Origin of the sequence: Streptomyces sp. NPDC001728, from assembly GCF_040297565.1 — a bacterium.
Classification (GTDB): Bacteria; Actinomycetota; Actinomycetes; order Streptomycetales; family Streptomycetaceae; genus Streptomyces.
Window position 1 is genome coordinate 267,951 of the sequence record NZ_JBEOZK010000008.1, and the last position, 21,503, is coordinate 289,453.

Consider the following 21,503-nt stretch of genomic DNA (forward strand, 5'->3'; position numbering starts at 1 on the left):
TATCGCGCTGATCACGGCAAAAGCCTATCGCCCCCGACCCCCGAACCGTCATGAGCCGTATGTGTACAAAACAGGGGGTGGAAGTTTGACGTTATGGACAGCGACACATGTCCTCTTGGCAAAGCGCCCCGCCGGGGGCCGTGTGTACGCGAGCATGGGCGCAGTACGGCAGACCGACCATCTGTGATCTGGGAGAGCCATGGCGAAGATCCTGATCGTGACCGGGGACGCGGCGGAGTCGCTGGAGGTGATGTACCCGTACCAGCGGCTCCTCGAAGAGGGGTACGAGGTCGACATCGCGGCCCCGGCCCGCAAGACGCTCCGCTTCGTCGTCCACGACTTCGAGCCCGGCTTCGACACGTACACGGAGAAGCCCGGCTACACCTGGCCCGCCGACCTGGCCTTCTCGGAGGTCGACCCGGGCGCGTACGTGGCGGTGGTGATCCCGGGCGGACGCGCGCCGGAGTACCTGCGCAACGACCCGGAGCTGCGCAAGATCCTCAAGTCCTTCTTCGACGCCGACAAGCCGGTGGCCCAGATCTGCCACGGCCCGCTCCTGACGGCCGCCGTGGGCAGCCTGGAGGGCCGCAGGGTCACGGCGTACCCGGCGCTCGAACTCGACATGCAGGCGGCCGGGGCGACCTTCCAGGACAGCGCGGCCGTGGTGGACGGCCTCCTGGTCTCCTCCCGCGCCTGGCCGGACCACCCGACCTGGATGCGCGAATTCCTGAAGGTCCTCCGCGCCAAGGGCTGACACCGCAGGTGGTTGTGGGCATACGTTCCGCAGGGGCGGAACGGGTGGGCACAACCACCCACCGGGCCGCACCCGGCCGTCCCGCCTGCCCCACCCACCGGACAGATGCCGCCCCCTGCGGGCGTGCCCGCAGGCGGCTAGACCAGCTCCTCCGCGACCGCGACCGCCTCGGCCAGCGAATCCACCACCGGCACCCCCACCCGCGACAGCGAAGCCCGACTGTGCGACCCCCCGGTGTACAGCACCGCCTTCGCCCCCACGTGCGCCGCCGCCACCGCGTCATCCGCGGCGTCACCGATGACGACCACCCGCTCGGCGGGGACGGCGAGCGCGGCGAGGTGCTGCACCATGTGCCCGGACTTCCCGTCGGTCGACGCGTCGGCCCGCCCGTCCATCCGTACGAACCGCTCCGCGATCCCGTGCCGCCGCACCAGCGGTATCAGCTCAGCGTGCGGCGCGAGCGACAGCAGCGACTGGGTGAACCCGGACGCCTGCCGCGCCGCGAGCAGCTCCGCGGCCCCGGAGGTCAGCCCGCAGGCCTCGGCCCGCTCCCAGTAGTGCCGGTGGAAGGCGCCGTCCATGACGGTCCACTCGGAGTCGGTGGGCAGCCGCCCCATGAGCCGCTCGTAGAACTTGGGCACCGGCACCGTGTACAGCTCGCGGTACCGCTCCAGAGTGATCGATTCGAGCCCCAGCTCGGCGAAGGCGGCGTTGGTCGCCCCGATGACCGCGCCGATGTCGTCGAGCAGTGTGCCGTTCCAGTCCCAGACCAGATGCTTCCCGTGCTTCCCCATGGAGAGACGGTACCCGCCGCCTCCGACAGCCAGGAATACCCCTGTGCGGGGCGGGGCGGTCAGCCCAGCAGCCCCGGAATCTCCTGCACCCCGAACCACAGCAGCTCATGGTCCTCGGCGCCGTCCACGACGAACTGCGCGTCGTCGTCGCCCTGGTCCGCCGCCCCGAGCGCCCCGGCGGCGGCCGTCACATCGGCCTCGGCGTCGTCCGCGTCGGCGTGCACGGCGGCGGCCTTGGCGAGCCGTACGGGCCCGGTGATCCGGACCTCGCCGATGGATCCGGCCTCCAGTCCGCTGTCGGGGTCCGTGACCGCGTCCTTGTCGGCGACGTCCACGGCGAGGACGATCCGGCGCCGGGGCGCCTCGGGGTCGCCGGCCAGCATGCGCAGGGAGGCGGAGGCGGCCCGGTTGAGCGCCGCGTACTCCAGTTCCTCGATGTCGTCGGAGACGTACCACTCGCGCAGGGCGGGGGTGACGGCGTAGGCGGTCAGCGGACCGGTGCCCAGCTCGCCCGCCTTGTGCGCCTGTGCGAGACCGGGGAGGGTCAGGGGGACGTACACGCGCATGGCTGGCCGCTTTCGTAGACGGAGATGCCCTCAGGATACGTGTGGAGTCCCCCTTCGGGGATTCCGGCCGAAGCCGCCGTACGTCCACCCCGGAAGGGCCTTCTCCGGGGCCCCGGAGACCCGATTTTCCCCCGCGTCACCCGGATAGGTGAAGCCGTTTTCGGACCGCCCGGCCGCGCCGGACTCCTTGCGGAGGCGCCGAGCGCACCCGTACAAGATCCCCAAGGAAAGTTACTGACTGGTACCAACCGGTTACGCAACGACAGGGGCCCGCCGCCATGACGACCACCACGCCCACCCCCACGGGCAGCACCCCCCGCCCCCGCCGGGCCCCCGGTGGCCCGGCCGGCACCCGCCCCCGCGGCCCGGCGGGCACGCACCCCCGCACTCCCGCGCCCCGTAGCCGCCCCCGCGCGCTGCCCCCGCACACCGTCTTCGCCGAACGCCTGCTCGCCGTGCTCAGCGGGGAGCGCCCGGTGCACTGGATGCTCGGCCACACCGTCGGCGAGGCGTACGAGCAGCTCGTCCGGATCGCCCCTGAGACGCCCCTGCGCTCCCACGGCCCCCGCCCGGTGCTGCGCCGCTGCTCGGTCCAGGTGGACGAGGACCGTACGGCCCTGGAGGCCTTCGCGACGATCGCGACCGGAGCCCGCGTACGGGCGATGGCGTTCCGTCTGGAGCGCGGCGAGGACCAGCGCTGGCGCTGCGCCGCCGTGGAGCTGGACGGCCTCGGCACAGCGGCCCTCCCGGCATGACGCACTCGACGGCCCAGGTACAGCGGCCCTCACCGCACGGCGCACTCGACGGCCCCGGCAGGGCGGCCCTCCCCGCACGGCGGAGGGGCCGACCGCCCACCGGGCGACCGACCCCTCCGTCTCAGCGCATCAGCGCGACGTCACTTCTTGCGACGACGCCCGCCGCCCGCGTTCTTCTGGGCCTTGCGCCGCTCCGCGCGCGTCATGCCGTCGCCGTCCGCGTCGTCGGAGGCGAAGTCGCCCTCGACGACACCGCCGTCGCCGTCCACGGTCGGGGCGGAGAAGTGCAGCCGGTCCGGCCGCTGCGGGGCGTCGAGCCCCTTCGCGCGGATCTCCGGACGCCCGGCCGCCGCCGGCACCGCGTCGCCCTTGTCGAGCGACGGAGCGCTCGCCTGCACCGGGACCTCCTCGACCTGCTGCTCGACCTGGACCTCCAGGTTGAACAGGTAGCCGACGGACTCCTCCTTGATGCCCTCCATCATGGCGGTGAACATGTCGAAGCCCTCACGCTGGTACTCGACCAGCGGGTCCTTCTGCGCCATGGCGCGCAGGCCGATGCCCTCCTGGAGGTAGTCCATCTCGTAGAGGTGCTCGCGCCACTTGCGGTCCAGGACGGAGAGGACCACGCGCCGCTCCAGCTCGCGCATGATCTCCGAGCCGAGCTGCTTCTCGCGGGCCTCGTACTGCTCACGGCCGTCGTCCTTGATGGACTCGGCGATGAACTCGGCGGTGATGCCCGCCCGGTCCCCGGCCGCGTCCTCCAGCTCGTCCACGGTGACCTTCACCGGGTAGAGCTGCTTGAACGCGTTCCACAGACGGTCGAGGTCCCACTCCTCCGCGAAGCCCTCGGCGGTCTCCTGGCGGATGTAGTCGTCGATCGTGTCGTCCATGAAGTGGCGGATCTGGTCGTGCAGGTCCTCGCCCTCCAGGACGCGGCGGCGCTCGCCGTAGATGACCTCGCGCTGGCGGTTGAGGACCTCGTCGTACTTCAGGACGTTCTTGCGCGTCTCGAAGTTCTGGGTCTCGACCTGCGACTGCGCGGAGGCGATGGCACGGGTGACCATCTTGTTCTCGATCGGCACGTCGTCCGGCACGTTGGCCATGGCCATCACGCGCTCGACCATCTGCGCCTTGAAGAGGCGCATCAGGTCGTCGCCGAGCGACAGGTAGAAGCGGGACTCGCCCGGGTCGCCCTGACGGCCGGAACGACCGCGCAGCTGGTTGTCGATACGACGGGACTCGTGGCGCTCGGTACCCAGCACGTAGAGCCCGCCGAGGTCCTTGACCTCCTCGAACTCCGCCTTGACGGCCTTCTCGGCCCGCTCAAGGGCGGCGGGGAGGGCCGCGGCCCACTCCTCGACGTGCTCGACCGGGTCGAGGCCCGCCTGGCGCAGCTCGGCCTCGGCGAGGTCGTCCGGGTTGCCGCCGAGCTTGATGTCCGTACCGCGACCGGCCATGTTCGTGGCGACGGTGACGGCGCCGCGGCGGCCGGCCTGCGCGACGATGCTGGCCTCCCGCTCGTGGTGCTTGGCGTTCAGGACCTCGTGCTGGACACCGCGCTTGGAGAGCTGCTGCGAGAGGTACTCGGACTTCTCGACGGAGGTCGTGCCGACCAGGATCGGCTGGCCCTTCTCGTGCTTCTCCGCGATGTCGTCGACGACGGCGGCGAACTTGGCGACCTCGGTCCGGTAGATCAGGTCCGACTGGTCCTTGCGGATCATCGGCTTGTTCGTGGGGATCGGGACGACGCCGAGCTTGTAGATCTGGTGGAACTCGGCGGCCTCGGTCATGGCCGTACCGGTCATGCCGGAGAGCTTCGAGTACAGGCGGAAGAAGTTCTGCAGGGTGATGGTGGCGAGGGTCTGGTTCTCGTCCTTGATCGCCACCCCTTCCTTCGCCTCGATCGCCTGGTGCATGCCCTCGTTGTAGCGGCGGCCGGCGAGGATACGGCCGGTGTGCTCGTCGACGATCATGACTTCGCCGTCCATGACGACGTAGTCCTTGTCCTTCTTGAACAGCTCCTTGGCCTTGATGGCGTTGTTCAGGTAGCCGACCAGCGGGGTGTTCACCGACTCGTAGAGGTTGTCGATGCCCAGCCAGTCCTCGACCTTGGCCACACCGGCCTCGTGGATGGCGACGGTCCGCTTCTTCTCGTCGACCTCGTAGTCGCCGGTCTCCTCGATGCCCTTGAGCGGGTTGCCGGGCTCGCCCTTGGAGAGGCGGGTGACGAGCTTCGCGAAGTCGCCGTACCACTTCGTCGCCTGGTCGGCCGGGCCGGAGATGATCAGCGGCGTACGGGCCTCGTCGACGAGGATGGAGTCGACCTCGTCGACACAGGCGAAGTTGTGGCCGCGCTGGACGAGCTCGTCCTTGGACCACGCCATGTTGTCGCGCAGGTAGTCGAAGCCGAACTCGTTGTTCGTGCCGTACGTGATGTCGCAGTTGTACTGCTCACGGCGCTGGGCCGGCGTCATGTTGGCGAGGATGCAGCCGATCGTCAGACCGAGGAAGCGGTGCACCCGGCCCATCAGCTCGGAGTCGCGCTCGGCCAGGTAGTCGTTGACCGTGATCAGGTGGACGCCCTTGCCGGAGAGCGCGTTGAGGTACGCCGGGAGGGTGCCGACGAGGGTCTTGCCCTCACCGGTCTTCATCTCGGCGACATAGCCGAGATGCAGCGCGGCGCCGCCCATGATCTGGACGTCGTAGTGGCGCTGTCCGAGGACGCGCTTGGCGGCCTCGCGCACGGTCGCGAAGGCCTCGGGCATCAGGTCGTCGAGGCTCTCGCCGTCGGCGTACCGCTGCTTGTACTCCTCGGTGAGCGCCCGCAGGTCGGCGTCGGAGAGGTTGACGAAGTCCTCTTCGATGGAGGCGACCTGGTCCGCGATGCGGTGCAGTTTGCGCAGGATCTTGCCTTCGCCTGCACGCATGAGCTTGTTGAAGACGGACACTGAGGCTGGTCTCCTTGCCGGTCGGGCCTGGCACTGGGTCTTGTGATGGACGCGAGCGCGGGCACGGCAGGTGGTCCCCACCGCAACGGCCATCGTAAGCGAGACCGCCCTCGCAGAGGGAGGCCCGCAGTGCCGGAGCCGTACGTCCGCCCGGAAAGAGAACGCACGAGGTGGGCGGAAGGTGCCGCCCCACCCGAAAAGTGTTCGCTTCCCGACCCCCGGGTCATCACAATCCCGGCATGGATCCCATCACCCTCACCACCGACCGACTGCGGCTGCGGAACTTCGTCCCGGAGGACGCCGACGCGGTGTACGCCATCTGTCAGGATCCGGACATCCGGCGCTGGACCGTCGTCCCCGACCCCTACACCCGGCAGGACGCCGAGCTGTTCCTGAACCGGCTCGTCCCCGACGGCTGGCGCGAGGACACCGAGTACACCTTCGCCGTCGAACCGCTGGCCGGCGGGCCCCTGCTCGCCGCCGTCACCCTGAGCAGCCGCGGCATGGGCGCCTGGGAGGTCGGCTACTGGCTGGCCCAGGAGCACCGCGGCAGCGGCTATATGACCGAGACCGTCCGCGCCCTCGCCCACTGGGCCTTCACCGGGCTCGGCTGCACCCGCCTGGTGTGGCGCGCCGAGGTCGGCAACGCCGGCTCGCGCGCGGTGGCCGAGCGGGTCGGCTTCGCCCTGGAGGGCACCCAGCGCGCCAGCCTCACCAACAAGGGCACGCTCCGCGACAGCTGGGTCGCCGCCCTCCTCCCGTCCGACTTCGGCCTCCCCAGTCCCCTGCCCTACCTCCCGCCCCGCGACCTGCCCGCCCGGACGCCCTGAGGCCCCTCGGGGCCGCCCGGGCCCGCCCCGGCTGTCAGTGCCGGCTGTCAGTGCCGGGGCCTAGGGTGCGGTCCATGACGACTGTGCCGCGCCCCGCCGCCGAACTGTCCGCCGACGACGCCCGCCGGATCGCCCTGCGCGCCCAGGGCTTCCTGGGCGCGCCGGACCGTCGCGCCGGGGTGCGCGGGGTGCTGCGCGGTCTCGGTCAGGTCCAGCTCGACACGATCTCCGTCCTGGCCCGCTCGCACGAACTCATCCCTTACGCGCGCCTGGGCGCCGTCGGCCGCACGGCGGTCGAGGACGCCTACTGGCCCACGGGACCCGACGGCGCGCCTCCGGCCCGGCGCAACGCCTTCGAGTACTGGTCGCACGCGGCCTGTGTGCTGCCCGTCGAGGAGTGGCCGCACTTCGCCTTCCGCAGGCGCGCCTACCGCGACCGCCCGCACTGGAGCCACGAGCTGGCGGCGGGGGCGTACGACAAGGTGATCGACCAGCTGCGGACCGAGGGCCCGCTGACGGCGACCGAGCTGGGCGGCGCGAAGAACAAGGGCGAGTGGTGGGACTGGTCGGACTCCAAGATCGCCGTGGAGCGGGCGCTGATGTACGGCGAGGTGGTCGTGGTCGAGCGGCGCAGCTGGAAGCGGGTGTACGACCTGGCGGAGCGGGCGATCCCGCAGCCGTTGCTCCACGACGACCTGGACGACACCGAGTGCGTGCGGCGGCTGGTGCGGCAGGCGGGCGAGGCGCTGGGCGTGGGCACGCGCGCGGACATCGCGGACTACCACCGGCTCAAGGGCGAGCAGTTCGACGCGGTCGTCGAGGCGGCGGGGCTCGTGCCGGTCACGGTGGCGGGCTGGGGGAAGCCGGCCTGGGCGGACCCGGCGGCACTGGCCTCGGAGCCGCGCGGCCGACACCGTACGACCCTGCTGTCGCCGTTCGACTCGCTGATCTGGGAGCGGGCCCGCACGGAGCGGATCTTCGGCTTCACGCACCGCCTGGAGGCGTACGTGCCGAAGCAGAAGCGGGTCCACGGCTACTTCGCGATGCCGGTCCTCGCCGGCGGCCGGCTCGTCGGCCGGGTGGACCCGGCGCGGGAGGGCCGGACGCTCGTCGCCCGGCAGGTGACCCTGGACGGCCCTAAGGCCGTGCCGGCGGTGGCGCGGGCGCTGCGCGAGGCGGCCGAGTGGGTCGGCTGCGACGCGGTGTCGGTGGTCCCCGACCGGGTGAACCCGCCGGAACTGGCACCGGAGCTGGTACGCGCCCTGGGCTGAGCGCGGGGAGGGGCCGCCTAGCGGATCTCGAGGATCTTCTCCCGCATCGCGTAGACCACGGCCTCCATCCGGGAGTGCAGCTGGAGCTTCTCCAGGATGTTCCGCACATGGTTCTTCACGGTGTTCTCGGAGATGAAGAGCTCCTTGGCGATGTCCCGGTTGTTCATACCGGTCGCGACGAGCTTCAGCACCTCCAGCTCCCGGTCGGTGAGCCGGGGCGCGGGGACCAGCCTGCGCTCGTCGGTGCGCTGGATCATCGACTTGAACTCGGTGAGGAGTTTCGACGCCATCGAGGGGCTGATCTGCGACTGTCCGTCCGCGACCGCGCGGATGGCCGTCGCGACCTCGTCGGTGGAGATCTCCTTGAGGAGGTAGCCGGTGGCCCCCGCCTTGATCGCGTCGTAGAGGTCTGCCTCCTCGTCGCTGATCGTCAGCATGATGATCTTCGCGCTGGGGGCCACCTCCTTGATGGAGGTGCACGCCTCGATGCCGCCGCGCCGGGGCATCCGTACGTCCATCAGGACGATGTCCGGCAGCAGATCGGCCGCCTTGTCGACCGCCTCGGCCCCGTCACCGGCCTCCCCGACGACCTGGATGTCCTCCTCCTGGGCGAGGACGATCTCGAGCCCCCGGCGGAAGAGGGCATGGTCGTCCACGACGAGGACCCGGATCGGTTCCCTGCGGAATGCCCCGCTGTCCGAATCCGATCCCTCCGGGACCGCGCCACCGTGCTCACGCCCGCTGAGCACCGGCCCGAAGCTGTCCGCCATCGTTCCTCCCCCTGAAGGCCGTGGCCTGAATTCGTTTCCGGTCCTCCAACCACTGCCCAAAGAGCACCGGTTGGCGTGCACGCCATGATTTCATGCCCGGCGGCGACGGAGTGTTCCCGTGCGCGCACGGTGGTGCCCCTGGGTGCGCGAGAAGCGCTCCAGGGGCACCGTGAGGGACACCCGAGTGTGGGGGCGGTAGGCGGCGGGACGGCCCGTCAGCCGCCGAGCGCACCGCCGGCGCCGCCGCCCTCGGCGAGCGGGTCGCTCTCCAGATGGATGACGCCGTAGTCGTACGCGTGTCGCCGGTAGACGACACTCGGCTGCTTCGTGTCGGAGTCCACGAACAGATAGAAGTCGTGCCCGACCAGCTCCATCTCGTAGAGCGCCTGGTCGAGCGTCATCGGTGCGGCCCGGTGGGTCTTCTCGCGGACCACGAGCGGGCCCTCGCCCTGCACCTCGATCGAGCCCATCATCGTGGTGGGCACCTTGTCGGTCTCGTCGGCGACGAGCTGCCCGTCGCCGTTGAGCTGGGCGGCACCGGGAACCACGTCCCCGACCTCCGCCGCCGAAAGCCTGCCGTTCCCACGGCGGGTGTACTTCTTGTCGTGCTGCTTGCGCAGTCGTGCCTCGAGCTTGTCGCTGGCGAGGTCGAGCGCTGCGTACGGGTCGCCTGCCGCGGCTTCCGCCCGGATCACCGGGCCTCGGGAGTGGAGGGTGATCTCCACGCGGTCCGACCTGTCGGCCTGCCGCGGATTCAGCTCCTTGGACACCTCGACGTCGAGGCTGATCACCTTGCCGTCGAGCTTCTGGATCTTCTCCAGCTTCAGCTTCTCGGCCACGTGCTTGCGGAACCGCTCGGGCACCTCGGTCTTGCGGCCCTTGACGACGATGTCCACGCAGAACTCCGTTCCCGGATCGCCCGGATCGGCTCCTTGGCCGCCGGGCTTCTCCCTTTGCACCAGACTCCGGTGGTTACCGGAGCTCGGACTTGGCGACTTTCACCTCCTCCTCCCCAGTCGACAAGATCCCCACCCCATCGACAAGAGGTTAATTCGCCCTGAACTCCTGTCCTGTAGGCGCAACCATGTATTCGGCGAGCGATGGCTTTCGCCATTCCTCACAACCGAACATAGCCCCTTCGGACGGGTGTCGGCACCCGCTACCGCGACATACCTCCGTTCGGGTGCTTTCACCTCTCACCACCTGCAACGATCCAAGTTCCTCGCGAGTTCCGGTTTATTTCGAACGAAGCGGGAGAGGATGCGATCACAGCCGCCACCAGCTGTTCGAATCCGCGCTGCGCCGAACCGACCGGTAAGCCGTGCGGTATTCCAGGAATGAACGGAAGGTGTACGGCCCGGAGAGCGCGTGCCGCCTCCGCCAGTGAGGCCCCCGTGGTCATCAGGTCGTCCACGAGAACCACCTTTCCGGCGAGGAGCAGCCGCCCTCCGCCCGGCACGACCTCCAGCGCCCCGGCGAGGTTGGCGAGCCGCCCGCGCGCCCCGAGCCCCGCCTGGTCCGCCACGTGCCGCCGCTGCCGCAGCACGGGCACCACCCGCGCCGGCCGCCCCGCGCTCCGCAGCCGGGCCGCCGCCGCCCGGGCGACCCGCCGGGTCGGATCGTGGCCACGCGCCCGCACGGAGCGCCGCGAGGACGGCACCGGTACGAGGAGCAGCGGGCGCGGTGCGGGCCCCTCGGCGGCCCCTGCGGCGGCCTCCACGGCCCCGGCCAGCGCCCCGCCCAGCGGTCCGGCGAGGACGAGCGCCCCGCGTTCCTTGTGGGCGAGCAGCAGCTCCCGTACGGCACCCTCGTACGGCGCGACGGCGTGCACCTCCGGCAGCCCGACGGGCTCGGGCGCGGGCCGCACCCTGCGCGGCCCCTCCCCCGCCCCGGCGAGGACCTCCGCGCACGACGGGCACAGCTCCGTCCGCGGTACGCCGCAGCCTCCGCAGGCCACCGGCAGCACCAGCCCGGCGATCTCTCGCCACCACCCCCGCATGGCTCCACTCTGCGCCTCCGCGGGCTCCTCTGCCACCCCTGTGGAAAACCCCCGGCGGACGAGGCCCGCCACCCGGGAAGTACGTCAGGTAGGGCGCCCGGGGACTACCCGGGGGGCTACCCGGGGTAGACCGGCGCGTGCCCCGTCTTGACCAGCGGCTGCCAGTTCGCGCCGGGCGCGAGTCTGACGATGCCGTCGTTGCCGGAGTAGGCCACCAGCGGCGCGGAGTCCGTGTTCGGGGCGGCCACCGAGTTGGCCCCGTTCAGCCCGGGGAGCACCGAGGTCGCCGAGGTCGAGCCGTCCGTCTGGAGGTAGCGGATCTGCTGGACGCCGCCCGCCTCCCTGCCGACGACGACGAGCCGGCTCGGCCCGGCCCAGGAGACGGCCGTGACCGACTCCATCCGGGGCGCGGCGGGCTGGAGGTCGAGCACCGAGACGACCGGCGCCGCCTCCGTGGTCTCCCGCTGGATCCGGCCGATCTGCAGGGTGGTGCGCTCTCCCCGGGTGACCACGAGCGCGATCCGGACCCCGTCGGCGGAGACCCGCAGCGACTCGATCCTGGCGTCGTCCCCGAGCCACGGCGTATTCACCCTGACGGGCTCGCCGGTGCCGTCGGGCACCATCCACAACCGGGGCGCGGCGGGGTCGCGGTCGGCGACCCACAGATCGCCCCGCCCGTCCCAGCTGGGCGCGGACAGCCGGTCGGCGGGCTTGGCGGCCTTGCTGCTGAGGACCGAGGGCGAGGGCTCCTGGTCCGTGGTGATGGAGGAGACGAACAGCTCGCGTCCGCCCGCGCCGACCCCGGCGGCCCGGGTCTCACCCCGGTCGACCGCGACCGACGCGAGCTGCGCCGTGTCCTTCCCCAGCGGGCCCGGCACCTCGGCGGGCAGCGCCGCCTGCTTGCCGGCGACATCCAGCATCATCAGCTTGCCGTGCTCGTCGACGAAGTACGGGTTCTCCTCCTGGTCCGTGTTCCGGACGGCGGCGAACTCCGTGGCCTGCCCCTTTCCCAGCCGGCACAGCGGGCCCTTCGACCCCTGGAGCTCCACCTGCTCGACGCGTACGGAGGTCAGGTCGCCCAGCGTGAACAGCAGCTGCGCCGCCATCCGCCGGCACACCTCGCCGCCCACCCGGTCCGCCCGGACGTTGAGCGGCACCTTCAGCGTGGACTGGTCGTCGGTCGTCAGCGTGGTGACGCCCTTCCGCAGCTCCGTACCGGAAGGGAAGCTGGAGTCGACGGCCGGCTTCAGCCAGTTCGTCGGGCCTTCGAGAAGCGCCTTGACCGTCTGCGTCACCGGATCCATCCGGGTGACGGGGTCCTGCCGCTGCCGGATGTAGACCGGGTCGGCGACGACCCAGTCCTCCCCGGAGGCGAAGTAGTACTTGTTGACCGACCGGTAGTTGCGCAGGAAGTCGGCCTCGCCGAGCACCAGACCGGGCGGGAGGCTGTCGATGCGCCATTCCTTGCCCTTGCCGTTGCCGGTGGGCTGCTGCACGACGTGGATCGCCTGCACGTACTCGGCGGGGCTGATCGGCTGGTAGGCGTGGCGGGCGTCCACGGTCGCGATCTTGCGCCCGGAGAGGGGGTAGGCCCGGCCCTGGTTGTCGGGGTCGGCGTTGCGGTCGGCCTGCTCGCGGTTGGGAGCGGTGGTGAGCACGGTGATGCTCTGCTCCGGCTTCCAGCTCCCCGCGGCCTTCTTCGTGAGGTACTTGCGGGCGGTGGAGAAGCCGGGGTCGTCGCTGGTCATGGCTTCGAGGAAGCCGTCGACGATCTCGTCCGGGTCGGCGTTCTCCCGGGGCGCGACGGCGTAGACCCGTACCTGCGAGTCCCCCTGGTTGGTACCCCGCACCGCCTGGACGTCCCCGCTGTCGGGCATGGTCGCGCACCCGCTCACCAGCAGCCCGCCACACGCGGCGAGCACCGCCACCCGCGCCCGCCCCCCACGTCCCACGAATCCCTCCCGGGAATCAGCGCCCACGTGTCCCGTCCTCCCGCTCCGCGTTCCCGCTACCGTTCCCCCCGGCCGCCCCCGGACCGGCCCCGGCACTCGCCGTGCTCCCGGCCGCCGCTGCGGCCCCCGACGTGCTCCCGGCGCCGTCCGCGTCGGCCGTCGTACGTGCCACGACCCGTGCGCCGCTGCCGGGCAGCGCCGTCGGGTCGACGGCCGCCCGCGGCGGGGCGGGCAGCCTCGGCGGTACGGGGAGCTGCGGGCGGTCACCGGCGGGCTGCGCCGGTACGGCCGTCAGGCGCGCGCTGTCGTGCGCCCGCCCGGCGACGGCCGCCTGCTCACGGTTGCGCCGCGAGTCCTCGGGCTCCAGCGGTATCGGGGAGCCCCGCAGCGGCTCGTCCGCCGTGCGCGGCAGGGTGAGCCGGAACTGCGAACCGCCGCCGGCCTCGCCCCAGGCCTGGAGCCAGCCGCCGTGCAGCCGCGCGTCCTCGACGGCGATCGACAGCCCGAGCCCGGTCCCTCCGGTGGTGCGCGCACGGGCCGGGTCGGCCCGCCAGAAGCGGTTGAAGACCCGGGTCGCCTCCCCCGGCTTGAGTCCCACGCCGTAGTCGCGCACCGCGACGGCGACGGCGCCTCCCGCGGCGGCCAGCTTCACCACCACGTCCCGGCCCTCGCCGTGCTCCACGGCGTTGACGACGAGGTTGCGCAGCACCCGCTCGACCCGGCGGGCGTCGGCCTCGGCCACCACCGGCTGCTTGTCGCCGACGACCACGATCCGGGTGCCCTTGCGTTCGGCGAGGGGTTCGGCGCCGCCGATGACCCGGCGCACGACCTGCCGCAGGTCGATCGGCTCGGCCTCCAGGGCGGCCGCGCCCGCGTCGAAGCGGCTGATCTCCAGGAGGTCGGAGAGCAACGACTCGAAGCGGTCGAGCTGGTCGCCGAGGAGTTCGGCGGAGCGGGCGGTGACGGGGTCGAAGTCCACCCGGGCGTCATGGATGACGTCGGCGGCCATCCGGACCGTGGTCAGCGGGGTGCGCAGCTCGTGCGAGACGTCGGAGACGAACCGCCGCTGCATCCGCGACAGCTCCTCCAGCTGCTGGATCTTCGTCTGGAGGTTGGTGGCCATCTTGTTGAAGGCCTCGCCGAGCCGGGCGATGTCGTCCTCGCCGGTGACCTTCATACGTTCCTGGAGGCGGCCGGCCGAGAGCCGCTCGGCGATCCCGGCGGCCATCCGTACGGGGGTGACGACCTGGCGCACCATGAGCCAGGCGATGGCGCCGAGCAGCACGACGACGAAGAGCCCCGCGGTCGCCAGGGTGGTCTTGACCAGGGTGAGGGAGTCCTCCTCCTGGGTCAGCGGGAAGAGGTAGTACAGCTCGTACTGGTCGCCGTCGGCGTCGTTCAGCCGCTTGCCGATCACCAGCCCGGCGTCGGACGCCTTGCCGCTGGTGTAGTGGATGCGGCTGAACTGCTGGAAGGTGTCCGTGCCCTGGGCCACCGAGCGCCGCAGTCCGGCGGGGATGCTGGTGGTGGGGTCGACCTCGCCGGACGCGCGGGCACCACGGCTCGCGGCGTCACCGGTGTCGAGGGAGAGCGCGACCACGTTGAACGCGCTCTGGCCACCGCTGGCGAGCTGCTCGACGAGCGTGGACCGCCAGTTCACCGAGGCACCGGCCCGCACCCCGTCCTGCTGCCCGGGGGACGAGGAGGTGGTGGCCGCCCGGTCCTGGGCGGCCGAGAACCCGCCGGCCGCCTGGCTCTGGGCGGCCCTCTCCTTGGCCTCGAGGAGACCGTTGCGGACCTGGCCGATGACGACGAGGCCGAGCAGCAGCACCACTCCGAGGGACATCAACAGGGTGCCCGCGACGATCCTCAGCTGGATGTTGCGCCGCCACAGCCGCACGGCGGGCAGCAACGGCCGGCGCACCCATCGTGCGAAGAGCCGGAGGACCGGCCCGCCGGGCGCCCCGTCCTGGAACAGCCGTCCGCCACGCGGCAGACGGCCGGAACGCGAGCCCCCCCGCCCCGGTCCGGCAGCCCGCCCCGCACGGTCTCCCGGGTCCCCGGGCTTCGGAGCAGTACTGCCTTCGCTCATGTCAGCTCGGTCCCGCCTTGTAACCGACGCCTCGGACGGTCACCACGATCTCCGGGCGCTCGGGGTCCTTCTCGACCTTCGAGCGCAGCCGCTGGACGTGCACGTTCACCAGCCGGGTGTCGGCCGCGTGCCGGTATCCCCAGACCTGCTCCAGCAGGACCTCACGGGTGAAGACCTGCCACGGCTTGCGCGCCAACGCGACCAGCAGGTCGAACTCCAGCGGGGTCAGGGCGATGGACTGCCCGTCCCGCTTCACGGAGTGCCCGGCCACGTCGATGACCAGGTCACCGATGGTGAGCTGCTCCGGCGCCGGCTCCTCGGACCTCCGCAGCCGTGCCCGGATACGGGCGACGAGCTCCTTCGGCTTGAACGGCTTGACGATGTAGTCGTCGGCCCCGGACTCCAGACCCACGACCACGTCGACCGTGTCGCTCTTGGCCGTGAGCATGACGATCGGCACACCCGACTCCGCCCGGATGAGGCGGCACACCTCGATGCCGTCCCTCCCCGGCAGCATCAGGTCGAGCAGCACCAGGTCAGGCTTGGCCTCCCGGAATGCGGCAAGCGCCTTGTCACCGTCCGCGACGAACGACGGCTCGAACCCTTCACCCCGCAGCACGATGCCGAGCATCTCGGCCAGTGCGGTGTCGTCGTCGACGACAAGAACGCGTCCCTTCATATCGACATCATCCCATTAGCCAATCGTTACCTGCCGTGACGTGCCCCACAGCGCCTCCCCCAGCCCGGGTCGCGATCTTGTAGACCGGAGCCCGCTCGGCCCGCCACCGCACGGTTCGTGCGTACTGATCGGGCATCCGCACAATATGCCCCCGACCGCTCGCACGATGAAGGTCCGGACAAAGGTACGAACGACGAGGCCGGTCCCGCCCACGGGCGGTCCCCGCGTGGCACGATGGCACCCGGCCCGCCGCCGTCCCAGGTGTCGGCCGCCGTGACCGAGCCGGTTCGCCGATCCGGCACCGCGACCATTCCTCCGAGGTGGACGACCGTGAACGACACTCCGGGCTGGACCTCGCCCGGATCCGCCCCCTCCGACGGACAGGACGGCTCCGGGATTCCCCGGCCCACCACTCCGGCCGACGCGAACGGCTCCGCCCCTCAGTGGTCCAAGGACCAGCCGCCCGCCGGCCAGTGGTCCCCGCCGACCGGCCAGACGCCGCCCCCCGCACAGGGTCCCGGCTGGGGCGCCCCGCCCCCGAACATCCACTGGGGCAGGCCTCCGGCCGCCAAGCCCGGGGTGATCCCGCTGCGCCCGCTGGGCGTGGGCGAGATCCTCGACGGTGCGGCGAAGACCCTCCGCGCCTACTGGCGGACGGTACTGACGATCACCGTCACGGTCGCGCTGATCTCCCAGACCGCGAACACCCTGGCCCAGCGCTACCTCGTCCCCCAGACCCCGGCGACGAGCCCGGACGTCACCCCCGCCGAGGCTCTCGCACAGTCCCTCGACGCCGTCCAGTCCTCTCTGATCGGCATGGGGCCGTCCCTGCTCGTCACGCTGATGGCATCCGTGGTGAGCGCGGCCCTGCTGACCGTCGTCATCAGCCGTGCCGTGCTCGGCCGTCCGGTCTCGCTGGGCTCCGCCTGGCGGGAAGCCCGCCCTCGCCTCCTCCAGCTCGTCGGCCTGACCCTGCTGCTGGCGGCACTGAGCACGGCCGTCGTCACCATCGCACTGCTCCCCGGAGTCCTCATCGGCGGCGCCGTGGGCGTCGCTCTGGCCCTCCTCGGCGGTCTCGGGGGCATCGCGGCCACCGTCTGGCTGATGATCCGCTACAGCCTCGCCTCTCCCGCCCTGATGCTGGAGCGCCAGGGCGTGTTCGCGTCGCTGAAGCGCTCCGCGAAGCTGGTGCAGGGCTCGTGGTGGCGGATCTTCGGCATCACCGTCCTCACCCAGCTGCTGGTCTTCGTCTTCGCGATGCTCGTCGCGATCCCGTTCATGCTCATCGGCATCGCGGCCGACGGCGAAGGCCTCTCCGGCCTGATCGACGGCACCTCCACCGCCTTCGGCTGGCCGTTCCTGATTGTCACGGGCATCGGCGGAGTGATCACCAGCGCGATCACCTACCCGATCTCGGCCGGCGTGACGGTCCTCCTCTACATCGACCAGCGCATCCGCCGCGAAGCCCTGGACCTCGAACTGGCACGGGCCGCGGGTCTCCCCGGCTACGGCCCCACACCGGGCACCGAGACCGTCGGAGGCTGATGCCGTGACGGTCACGGGGGGAACGGCCACGTCACTGGCGCGGCTCCGCGCCGAAGGCGACGTACCGGTGGACATCTCCCGGCTCCCCGCCCGCGAGGCGGCGGAGCGGGAGCTGTCCAAGCCGATGTACCACGAGAACGACCCGAACCTCCTCCAGCGCGGTCTCGACCGCTTCTGGGAGTGGCTCGGCGACCTCTTCGGCTCCGCTTCGGGGGCCTCTCCCGGCGGCGTCCTCGGCCTCGTCGTGGTCGTCCTGCTCGTGGCCGCCGTCGCCGCCGCCCTCTGGTGGCGGCTCGGCACCCCGCACCGGGCACCCGGTACCACCGGCGACTCCCTCTTCGCGGACGGCCCCCGCACCGCCCGCGAGCACCGCGAGGCCGCCGCCCGGCACGCCACCGCCGGCCGCTGGAACCAGGCCGTCCAGGAACGGATGCGGGCCGTCGTCCGCTCCCTCGAAGAACGCGCCCTGCTCGACCCCCGGCCCGGCCGCACCGCCGACGAAGCCGCGGCCGAGGCGAGCCGCTCGCTGCCCTCCCACGCCGACGACCTGCGCCTCGCGGTCCGCGCCTTCGACGACGTCACATACGGCGGCCGCACCGCCGACGAGCCCGCGTACCGCCGCGTCGAGGCCCTGGACACCGCCCTGGAGCGGACCCGCCCCACCCTCGACACCGCCTCCACGAGGTCGCCCGCATGAGCCGCCCGGCCACCAGCGCCACCTCCACCGCCGCCTCCCCCCGCCGGCTCTGGACCCGGGCACGCGGCACGGTCCTCGTCATCGCCCTGGTCCTCATCGGGGGCCTCGCGCTCGCGACGGTACGGTCCACCGGCTCCCACGGCGCCCTCGACCCCCGCTCCGCCGACCCCCACGGCAGCCGGGCCGTCGCCGAACTCCTCAAGGCGCATGGCGTCACGATCACCCTGGTCACCACGCTCGGCGAAGCCACCGCCGCGACCGCCACCGATGCGACGCTCCTGGTCACCACCCCCGACCTGCTGACGGCCGATCAACAGTCCACCCTGCACGGGCTCATCACCAACTCCGCCGGCCGCACCCTCCTCATCGGCGCCGGCGCCACCTCCCTCCCCACACTGGCCCCGGACGTCTCCAGCGCCACCAGCACCGCCGTGGAGAACCGCGACCCCTCCTGCGCCCTGCCGGCCGCCACCCGCGCCGGCGGCGTCGACCTCGGCGGCGAGCGCTACCGCGTCGACCCCGGCACCACCGCCGACTCCTGCTACCCCTCCGACGGCCTGCCGACCCTGGTCCGCCTCCCCGGCACCGGCACCACCGACACCGTCCTCCTCGGCTCGCCCGACATCCTCCACAACACCCGTCTCGACCAGCAGGGCAACGCCTCGCTCGCCCTGCAACTCCTCGGTTCCCGGCCCCATCTCGTCTGGTACCTCCCCTCGCTCTCCGACGCCACCGCCGACGCATCCGACGCCGGCTCCACGGGCGACTTCCTCGGCCTCATCCCCTCCGGCTGGCTGTGGGCCACCCTCCAACTCGCCCTCGCCGCCCTGCTCGCCGCCATCTGGCGTGGCCGCCGCCTCGGCCCCCTGGTGACCGAACGCCTCCCCGTCGCCCTCCGCGCCTCCGAAGCCACCGAGGGCCGCGCCCGCCTCTACCGCAGGACGAATGCCCGCGACCGCGCCGCGACCGTCCTGCGCACCGCGACCCGCACCCGGATCGCCCCGCTCCTCGGCGTCCCCGTCCAGGAAGCCCACTCCTCCGAGCGTCTCCTCCCCGCCCTCTCCGCCCGTCTCCCCGAGACCACGGCGGACCTGCGGCACCTCCTCTTCGGCCCGGCTCCCGCCGACGACGCCGCTCTCATCCGCCTCGCGGACCAACTCGACGCCCTCGAAAGAGAGGTACGCACCTCATGAGCGCCCCGACCCCCGAGACCGCTACGAACTCGGACAGCGCCCGCGCCTCCCTGGAGGCCCTGCGCACCGAGATCGCGAAGGCCGTGGTCGGCCAGGACCCCGCCGTCACCGGTCTCGTCGTCGCCCTGCTCTGCCGGGGACACGTCCTCCTCGAAGGCGTCCCCGGAGTCGCCAAGACCCTGCTGGTCCGCTCGCTCGCCGCCGCCCTCGAACTCGATACCAAGCGCGTCCAGTTCACCCCCGACCTGATGCCGAGCGACGTCACCGGCTCCCTCGTCTACGACACCCGGACCTCGGAGTTCTCCTTCCAGCCGGGTCCGGTCTTCACCCATCTCCTGCTCGCTGATGAGATCAACCGCACGCCTCCGAAGACCCAGTCCTCCCTCCTGGAGGCGATGGAGGAACACCAGGTCACGGTCGACGGCATCCCGCGCGCCCTGCCCGAGCCCTTCCTGGTCGCGGCGACCCAGAACCCCGTCGAGTACGAGGGCACCTACCCCTTGCCCGAAGCCCAACTGGACCGTTTTCTGCTCAAGCTGACGGTCCCTCTGCCCTCCCGCGCGGACGAGATCCAGGTCCTCACCCGTCACGTCGAGGGCTTCGACCCCCGCGACCTGAAGGCCGCCGGCGTCCGTCCCGTCGCGGGTCCCGCCGAACTCGAAGCCGCCCGGGCCGCCGTCGCCAAGGTCTCGGTCTCCGCCGAGATCGCCGGCTATGTCGTCGATATCTGTCGTGCCACGCGTGAATCCCCCTCACTCACGCTCGGGGTCTCTCCCCGAGGTGCCACCGCCCTGCTCTCCACCGCCCGCGCCTGGGCCTGGCTCACCGGCCGGGACTACGTCACCCCTGACGATGTGAAGGCCCTCGCTCTCCCCACTCTGCGTCATCGCATCCACCTGCGGCCCGAGGCCGAGATGGAGGGAGTCACCCCCGACTCCGTCATCAACTCGATCCTCGCCCACGTCCCCGTCCCCCGCTGAGAACGGCGCCCCATGGCCCTCACCGGACGAACTGCGCTGCTCGCCGCTCTCGGATCGCTCCCCGTCGGCTTCCTCGCCCCCAGCTGGGCGGGGATGCTGGCGGTGAACGCGCCCCTCTCCCTCGCAATTCTGTGCGACTACGCCCTGGCCGCGCCAGTACGAACGCTCCAATTCACCCGAAGTGGTGATACATCCGTTCGACTTGGTGACGCGGCGAACGTCCAGCTCACGGTCACCAACCCGTCCAACCGGCGCCTCCGCGCGCAGCTCCGCGACGCCTGGCCGCCCAGCAGTTGGCTGCCCGGCACCGAGCAGGCCGCCTCGCGCCAACGGCTGGCCGTCCCCGCCGGCGAACGCCGCCGCTTCACCACCGCCCTCCGCCCGACCCGCCGCGGCGACCGTCACGCGGAACGGATCACGGTCCGCTCGTACGGCCCTCTCGGCCTCGCGGCCCGCCAGGGCAACCACACGGTCCCCTGGACGGTCCGTGTGCTGCCCCCGTTCACCAGCCGCAAGCACCTGCCGTCCCGCCTGGCCCGGCTCCGTGAACTCGACGGCCGCACCAGTGTTCTGACGCGTGGTGAGGGCACGGAGTTCGACAGCCTCCGCGAGTACGTCCCCGGCGACGACACCCGCTCGATCGACTGGCGTGCCACGGCCCGCCAGAGCACGGTCGCCGTCCGCACCTGGCGCCCGGAGCGCGACCGTCACATCCTCGTTGTCCTCGACACCGGCTGCACCTCGGCGGGCCGGGTCGGCGACGTCCCCCGCCTGGACGCCTCCATGGACGCGGCCCTTCTCCTCACCGCGCTCGCCTCCCGCGCCGGCGACCGCGTGGATCTCCTGGCCTACGACCGTCGTCTCCGCGCCCAGGTCCAGGGCCGCTCCGCCGGCGATGTGCTGCCCGCCGTGGTCAACGCTCTCGCCACGCTCGAACCCGAGCTGGTGGAGACCGACGCCCGCGGCCTGGCCGCGACCGCCCTCGCCCGCGCTCCGCGCCGCTCCCTGATCGTCCTCCTGACGAGCCTCGACGCCGCACCGATCGAGGAAGGCCTCCTCCTGGTCCTGCCGCAGCTGACCCAGCGCCACACGGTCGTGGTGGCCTCTGTCGCCGACCCCCACGTCGCCCGCATGGCCGCGACCCGCGGCACCATCGAGGGCGTCTACGAGGCCGCTGCCGCCACCCAGACCCAGTCCCAGCGCTCCCGTACGGCGGAACAGCTCCAGCGCCACGGCGTCACGGTCGTCGACGCGACCCCCGACACCCTGGCCCCGGCCCTGGCGGACGCTTATCTCGCCCTGAAAGCGGCCGGCCGCCTCTGACCGTCGGAGGCCCCGACATCTCGTCGAGCTCCGATGGGGTTCCGGCCCGTAAACGCAGAAAAGCCCCGCACCATGAGGTGCGGGGCTTTCCCACAATGATTGTTCGGCGGCGTCCTACTCTCCCACAGGGTCCCCCCTGCAGTACCATCGGCGCTGAAAGGCTTAGCTTCCGGGTTCGGAATGTAACCGGGCGTTTCCCTAACGCTATGACCACCGAAACTCTATGAAGTTGACCAACCGGATATCAGCACGGTTCGTTACTTCAGAACTAACACAGTGGACGCGAGCAACTGAGGACAAGCCCTCGGCCTATTAGTACCGGTCAGCTCCACCCATTACTGGGCTTCCACATCCG

Annotated in this window: 18 protein-coding genes and 1 rRNA gene; 9 read left to right on the plus strand and 10 right to left on the minus strand. The window is 71.7% G+C overall.

The features are described 5' to 3' along the window. Positions 1-199: 199 nt before the first annotated feature. Positions 200-754, plus strand: a complete 555-nt coding sequence (locus ABT154_RS15410; protein WP_056558146.1) for a DJ-1/PfpI family protein — start codon at positions 200-202, stop codon at positions 752-754. Positions 755-891: 137 nt separating this feature from the next. Here ABT154_RS15410 and ABT154_RS15415 read toward each other — a convergent pair whose 3' ends face one another. Beyond that, the gene (locus ABT154_RS15415) at positions 892-1,548 is read right to left on the minus strand and encodes an HAD family hydrolase (RefSeq protein WP_351857274.1); all 657 of its coding nucleotides are present in this window, start codon (positions 1,546-1,548) and stop codon (positions 892-894) included. 59 nt (positions 1,549-1,607) lie between these two features. Next, a complete protein-coding gene (locus ABT154_RS15420) occupies positions 1,608-2,114 on the minus strand; it encodes a DUF6912 family protein (RefSeq protein ID WP_351857276.1) in 507 nt (168 codons plus the stop codon). 278 nt (positions 2,115-2,392) lie between these two features. Here ABT154_RS15420 and ABT154_RS15425 point away from each other — a divergent pair, with 278 nt between their 5' ends. After that, positions 2,393-2,869 (plus strand): Rv3235 family protein, encoded by a 477-nt coding sequence (locus tag ABT154_RS15425; RefSeq protein WP_351857278.1) that lies wholly within the window; start codon positions 2,393-2,395, stop codon positions 2,867-2,869. A 140-nt stretch (positions 2,870-3,009) separates the two neighbouring features. Here ABT154_RS15425 and secA read toward each other — a convergent pair whose 3' ends face one another. Continuing rightward, complete coding sequence (secA, locus tag ABT154_RS15430; RefSeq protein WP_351857280.1) at positions 3,010-5,817, minus strand: preprotein translocase subunit SecA; 2,808 nt, start codon at positions 5,815-5,817, stop codon at positions 3,010-3,012. A 239-nt stretch (positions 5,818-6,056) separates the two neighbouring features. On the opposite strand from secA, the gene ABT154_RS15435 reads away from it, so the two are divergent. Together ABT154_RS15435 and ABT154_RS15440 are read left to right on the plus strand one after the other, a co-directional pair. Beyond that, positions 6,057-6,647 carry a GNAT family N-acetyltransferase gene (locus ABT154_RS15435; protein WP_351857282.1) on the plus strand — a complete coding sequence of 197 codons (591 nt, stop codon included), beginning with the start codon at positions 6,057-6,059 and terminating at the stop codon, positions 6,645-6,647. A 74-nt stretch (positions 6,648-6,721) separates the two neighbouring features. Beyond that, the gene (locus ABT154_RS15440; RefSeq protein ID WP_351857283.1) at positions 6,722-7,918 is read left to right on the plus strand and encodes a winged helix-turn-helix domain-containing protein; all 1,197 of its coding nucleotides are present in this window, start codon (positions 6,722-6,724) and stop codon (positions 7,916-7,918) included. A gap of 17 nt (positions 7,919-7,935) precedes the next feature. Here ABT154_RS15440 and ABT154_RS15445 read toward each other — a convergent pair whose 3' ends face one another. From ABT154_RS15445 to mtrA, 6 genes are all read right to left on the minus strand, one after another. Then, positions 7,936-8,688 carry a response regulator gene (locus ABT154_RS15445; protein ID WP_351857285.1) on the minus strand — a complete coding sequence of 251 codons (753 nt, stop codon included), beginning with the start codon at positions 8,686-8,688 and terminating at the stop codon, positions 7,936-7,938. A 215-nt stretch (positions 8,689-8,903) separates the two neighbouring features. After that, on the minus strand, positions 8,904-9,584 hold the full coding sequence (gene hpf / locus ABT154_RS15450; RefSeq protein WP_317877544.1) for a ribosome hibernation-promoting factor, HPF/YfiA family: 681 nt from the start codon (positions 9,582-9,584) through the stop codon (positions 8,904-8,906). A 293-nt stretch (positions 9,585-9,877) separates the two neighbouring features. After that, positions 9,878-10,687, minus strand: a complete 810-nt coding sequence (locus ABT154_RS15455; RefSeq protein WP_351857327.1) for a ComF family protein — start codon at positions 10,685-10,687, stop codon at positions 9,878-9,880. 116 nt (positions 10,688-10,803) lie between these two features. Next, positions 10,804-12,666 carry an LpqB family beta-propeller domain-containing protein gene (locus tag ABT154_RS15460; protein WP_502969506.1) on the minus strand — a complete coding sequence of 621 codons (1,863 nt, stop codon included), beginning with the start codon at positions 12,664-12,666 and terminating at the stop codon, positions 10,804-10,806. Beyond that, entirely contained in the window at positions 12,656-14,731 is a 2,076-nt protein-coding gene (gene mtrB, locus ABT154_RS15465) for an MtrAB system histidine kinase MtrB (protein ID WP_351857288.1), read from the minus strand. The genes ABT154_RS15460 and mtrB overlap by 11 nt, the downstream gene beginning before the upstream one ends. 1 nt (position 14,732) lies before the next feature. Further along, positions 14,733-15,410, minus strand: a complete 678-nt coding sequence (gene mtrA, locus ABT154_RS15470; protein WP_010356958.1) for a two-component system response regulator MtrA — start codon at positions 15,408-15,410, stop codon at positions 14,733-14,735. Between the two features lie 330 nt (positions 15,411-15,740). On the opposite strand from mtrA, the gene ABT154_RS15475 reads away from it, so the two are divergent. From ABT154_RS15475 to ABT154_RS15495, 5 genes are read left to right on the plus strand one after another with little or no spacing between them, the layout of a single operon-like run. After that, entirely contained in the window at positions 15,741-16,955 is a 1,215-nt protein-coding gene (locus ABT154_RS15475; RefSeq protein WP_351857290.1) for a DUF7544 domain-containing protein, read from the plus strand. A 4-nt stretch (positions 16,956-16,959) separates the two neighbouring features. Then, positions 16,960-17,652 (plus strand): DUF4129 domain-containing protein, encoded by a 693-nt coding sequence (locus ABT154_RS15480; RefSeq protein ID WP_351857292.1) that lies wholly within the window; start codon positions 16,960-16,962, stop codon positions 17,650-17,652. Continuing rightward, on the plus strand, positions 17,649-18,845 hold the full coding sequence (locus tag ABT154_RS15485) for a DUF4350 domain-containing protein (protein ID WP_351857294.1): 1,197 nt from the start codon (positions 17,649-17,651) through the stop codon (positions 18,843-18,845). Before ABT154_RS15480 ends, ABT154_RS15485 begins: the two co-directional genes overlap by 4 nt. Continuing rightward, positions 18,842-19,825, plus strand: coding sequence for an AAA family ATPase (locus ABT154_RS15490; RefSeq protein ID WP_351857296.1), 984 nt, complete (start codon positions 18,842-18,844; stop codon positions 19,823-19,825). Before ABT154_RS15485 ends, ABT154_RS15490 begins: the two co-directional genes overlap by 4 nt. 12 nt (positions 19,826-19,837) lie before the next feature. Beyond that, on the plus strand, positions 19,838-21,148 hold the full coding sequence (locus ABT154_RS15495) for a DUF58 domain-containing protein (protein ID WP_351857298.1): 1,311 nt from the start codon (positions 19,838-19,840) through the stop codon (positions 21,146-21,148). A 101-nt stretch (positions 21,149-21,249) separates the two neighbouring features. Here the strand turns inward: ABT154_RS15495 and rrf are convergent. Further along, positions 21,250-21,366: ribosomal RNA gene (gene rrf, locus ABT154_RS15500) — 5S ribosomal RNA — on the minus strand. Positions 21,367-21,503 lie beyond the last annotated feature (137 nt).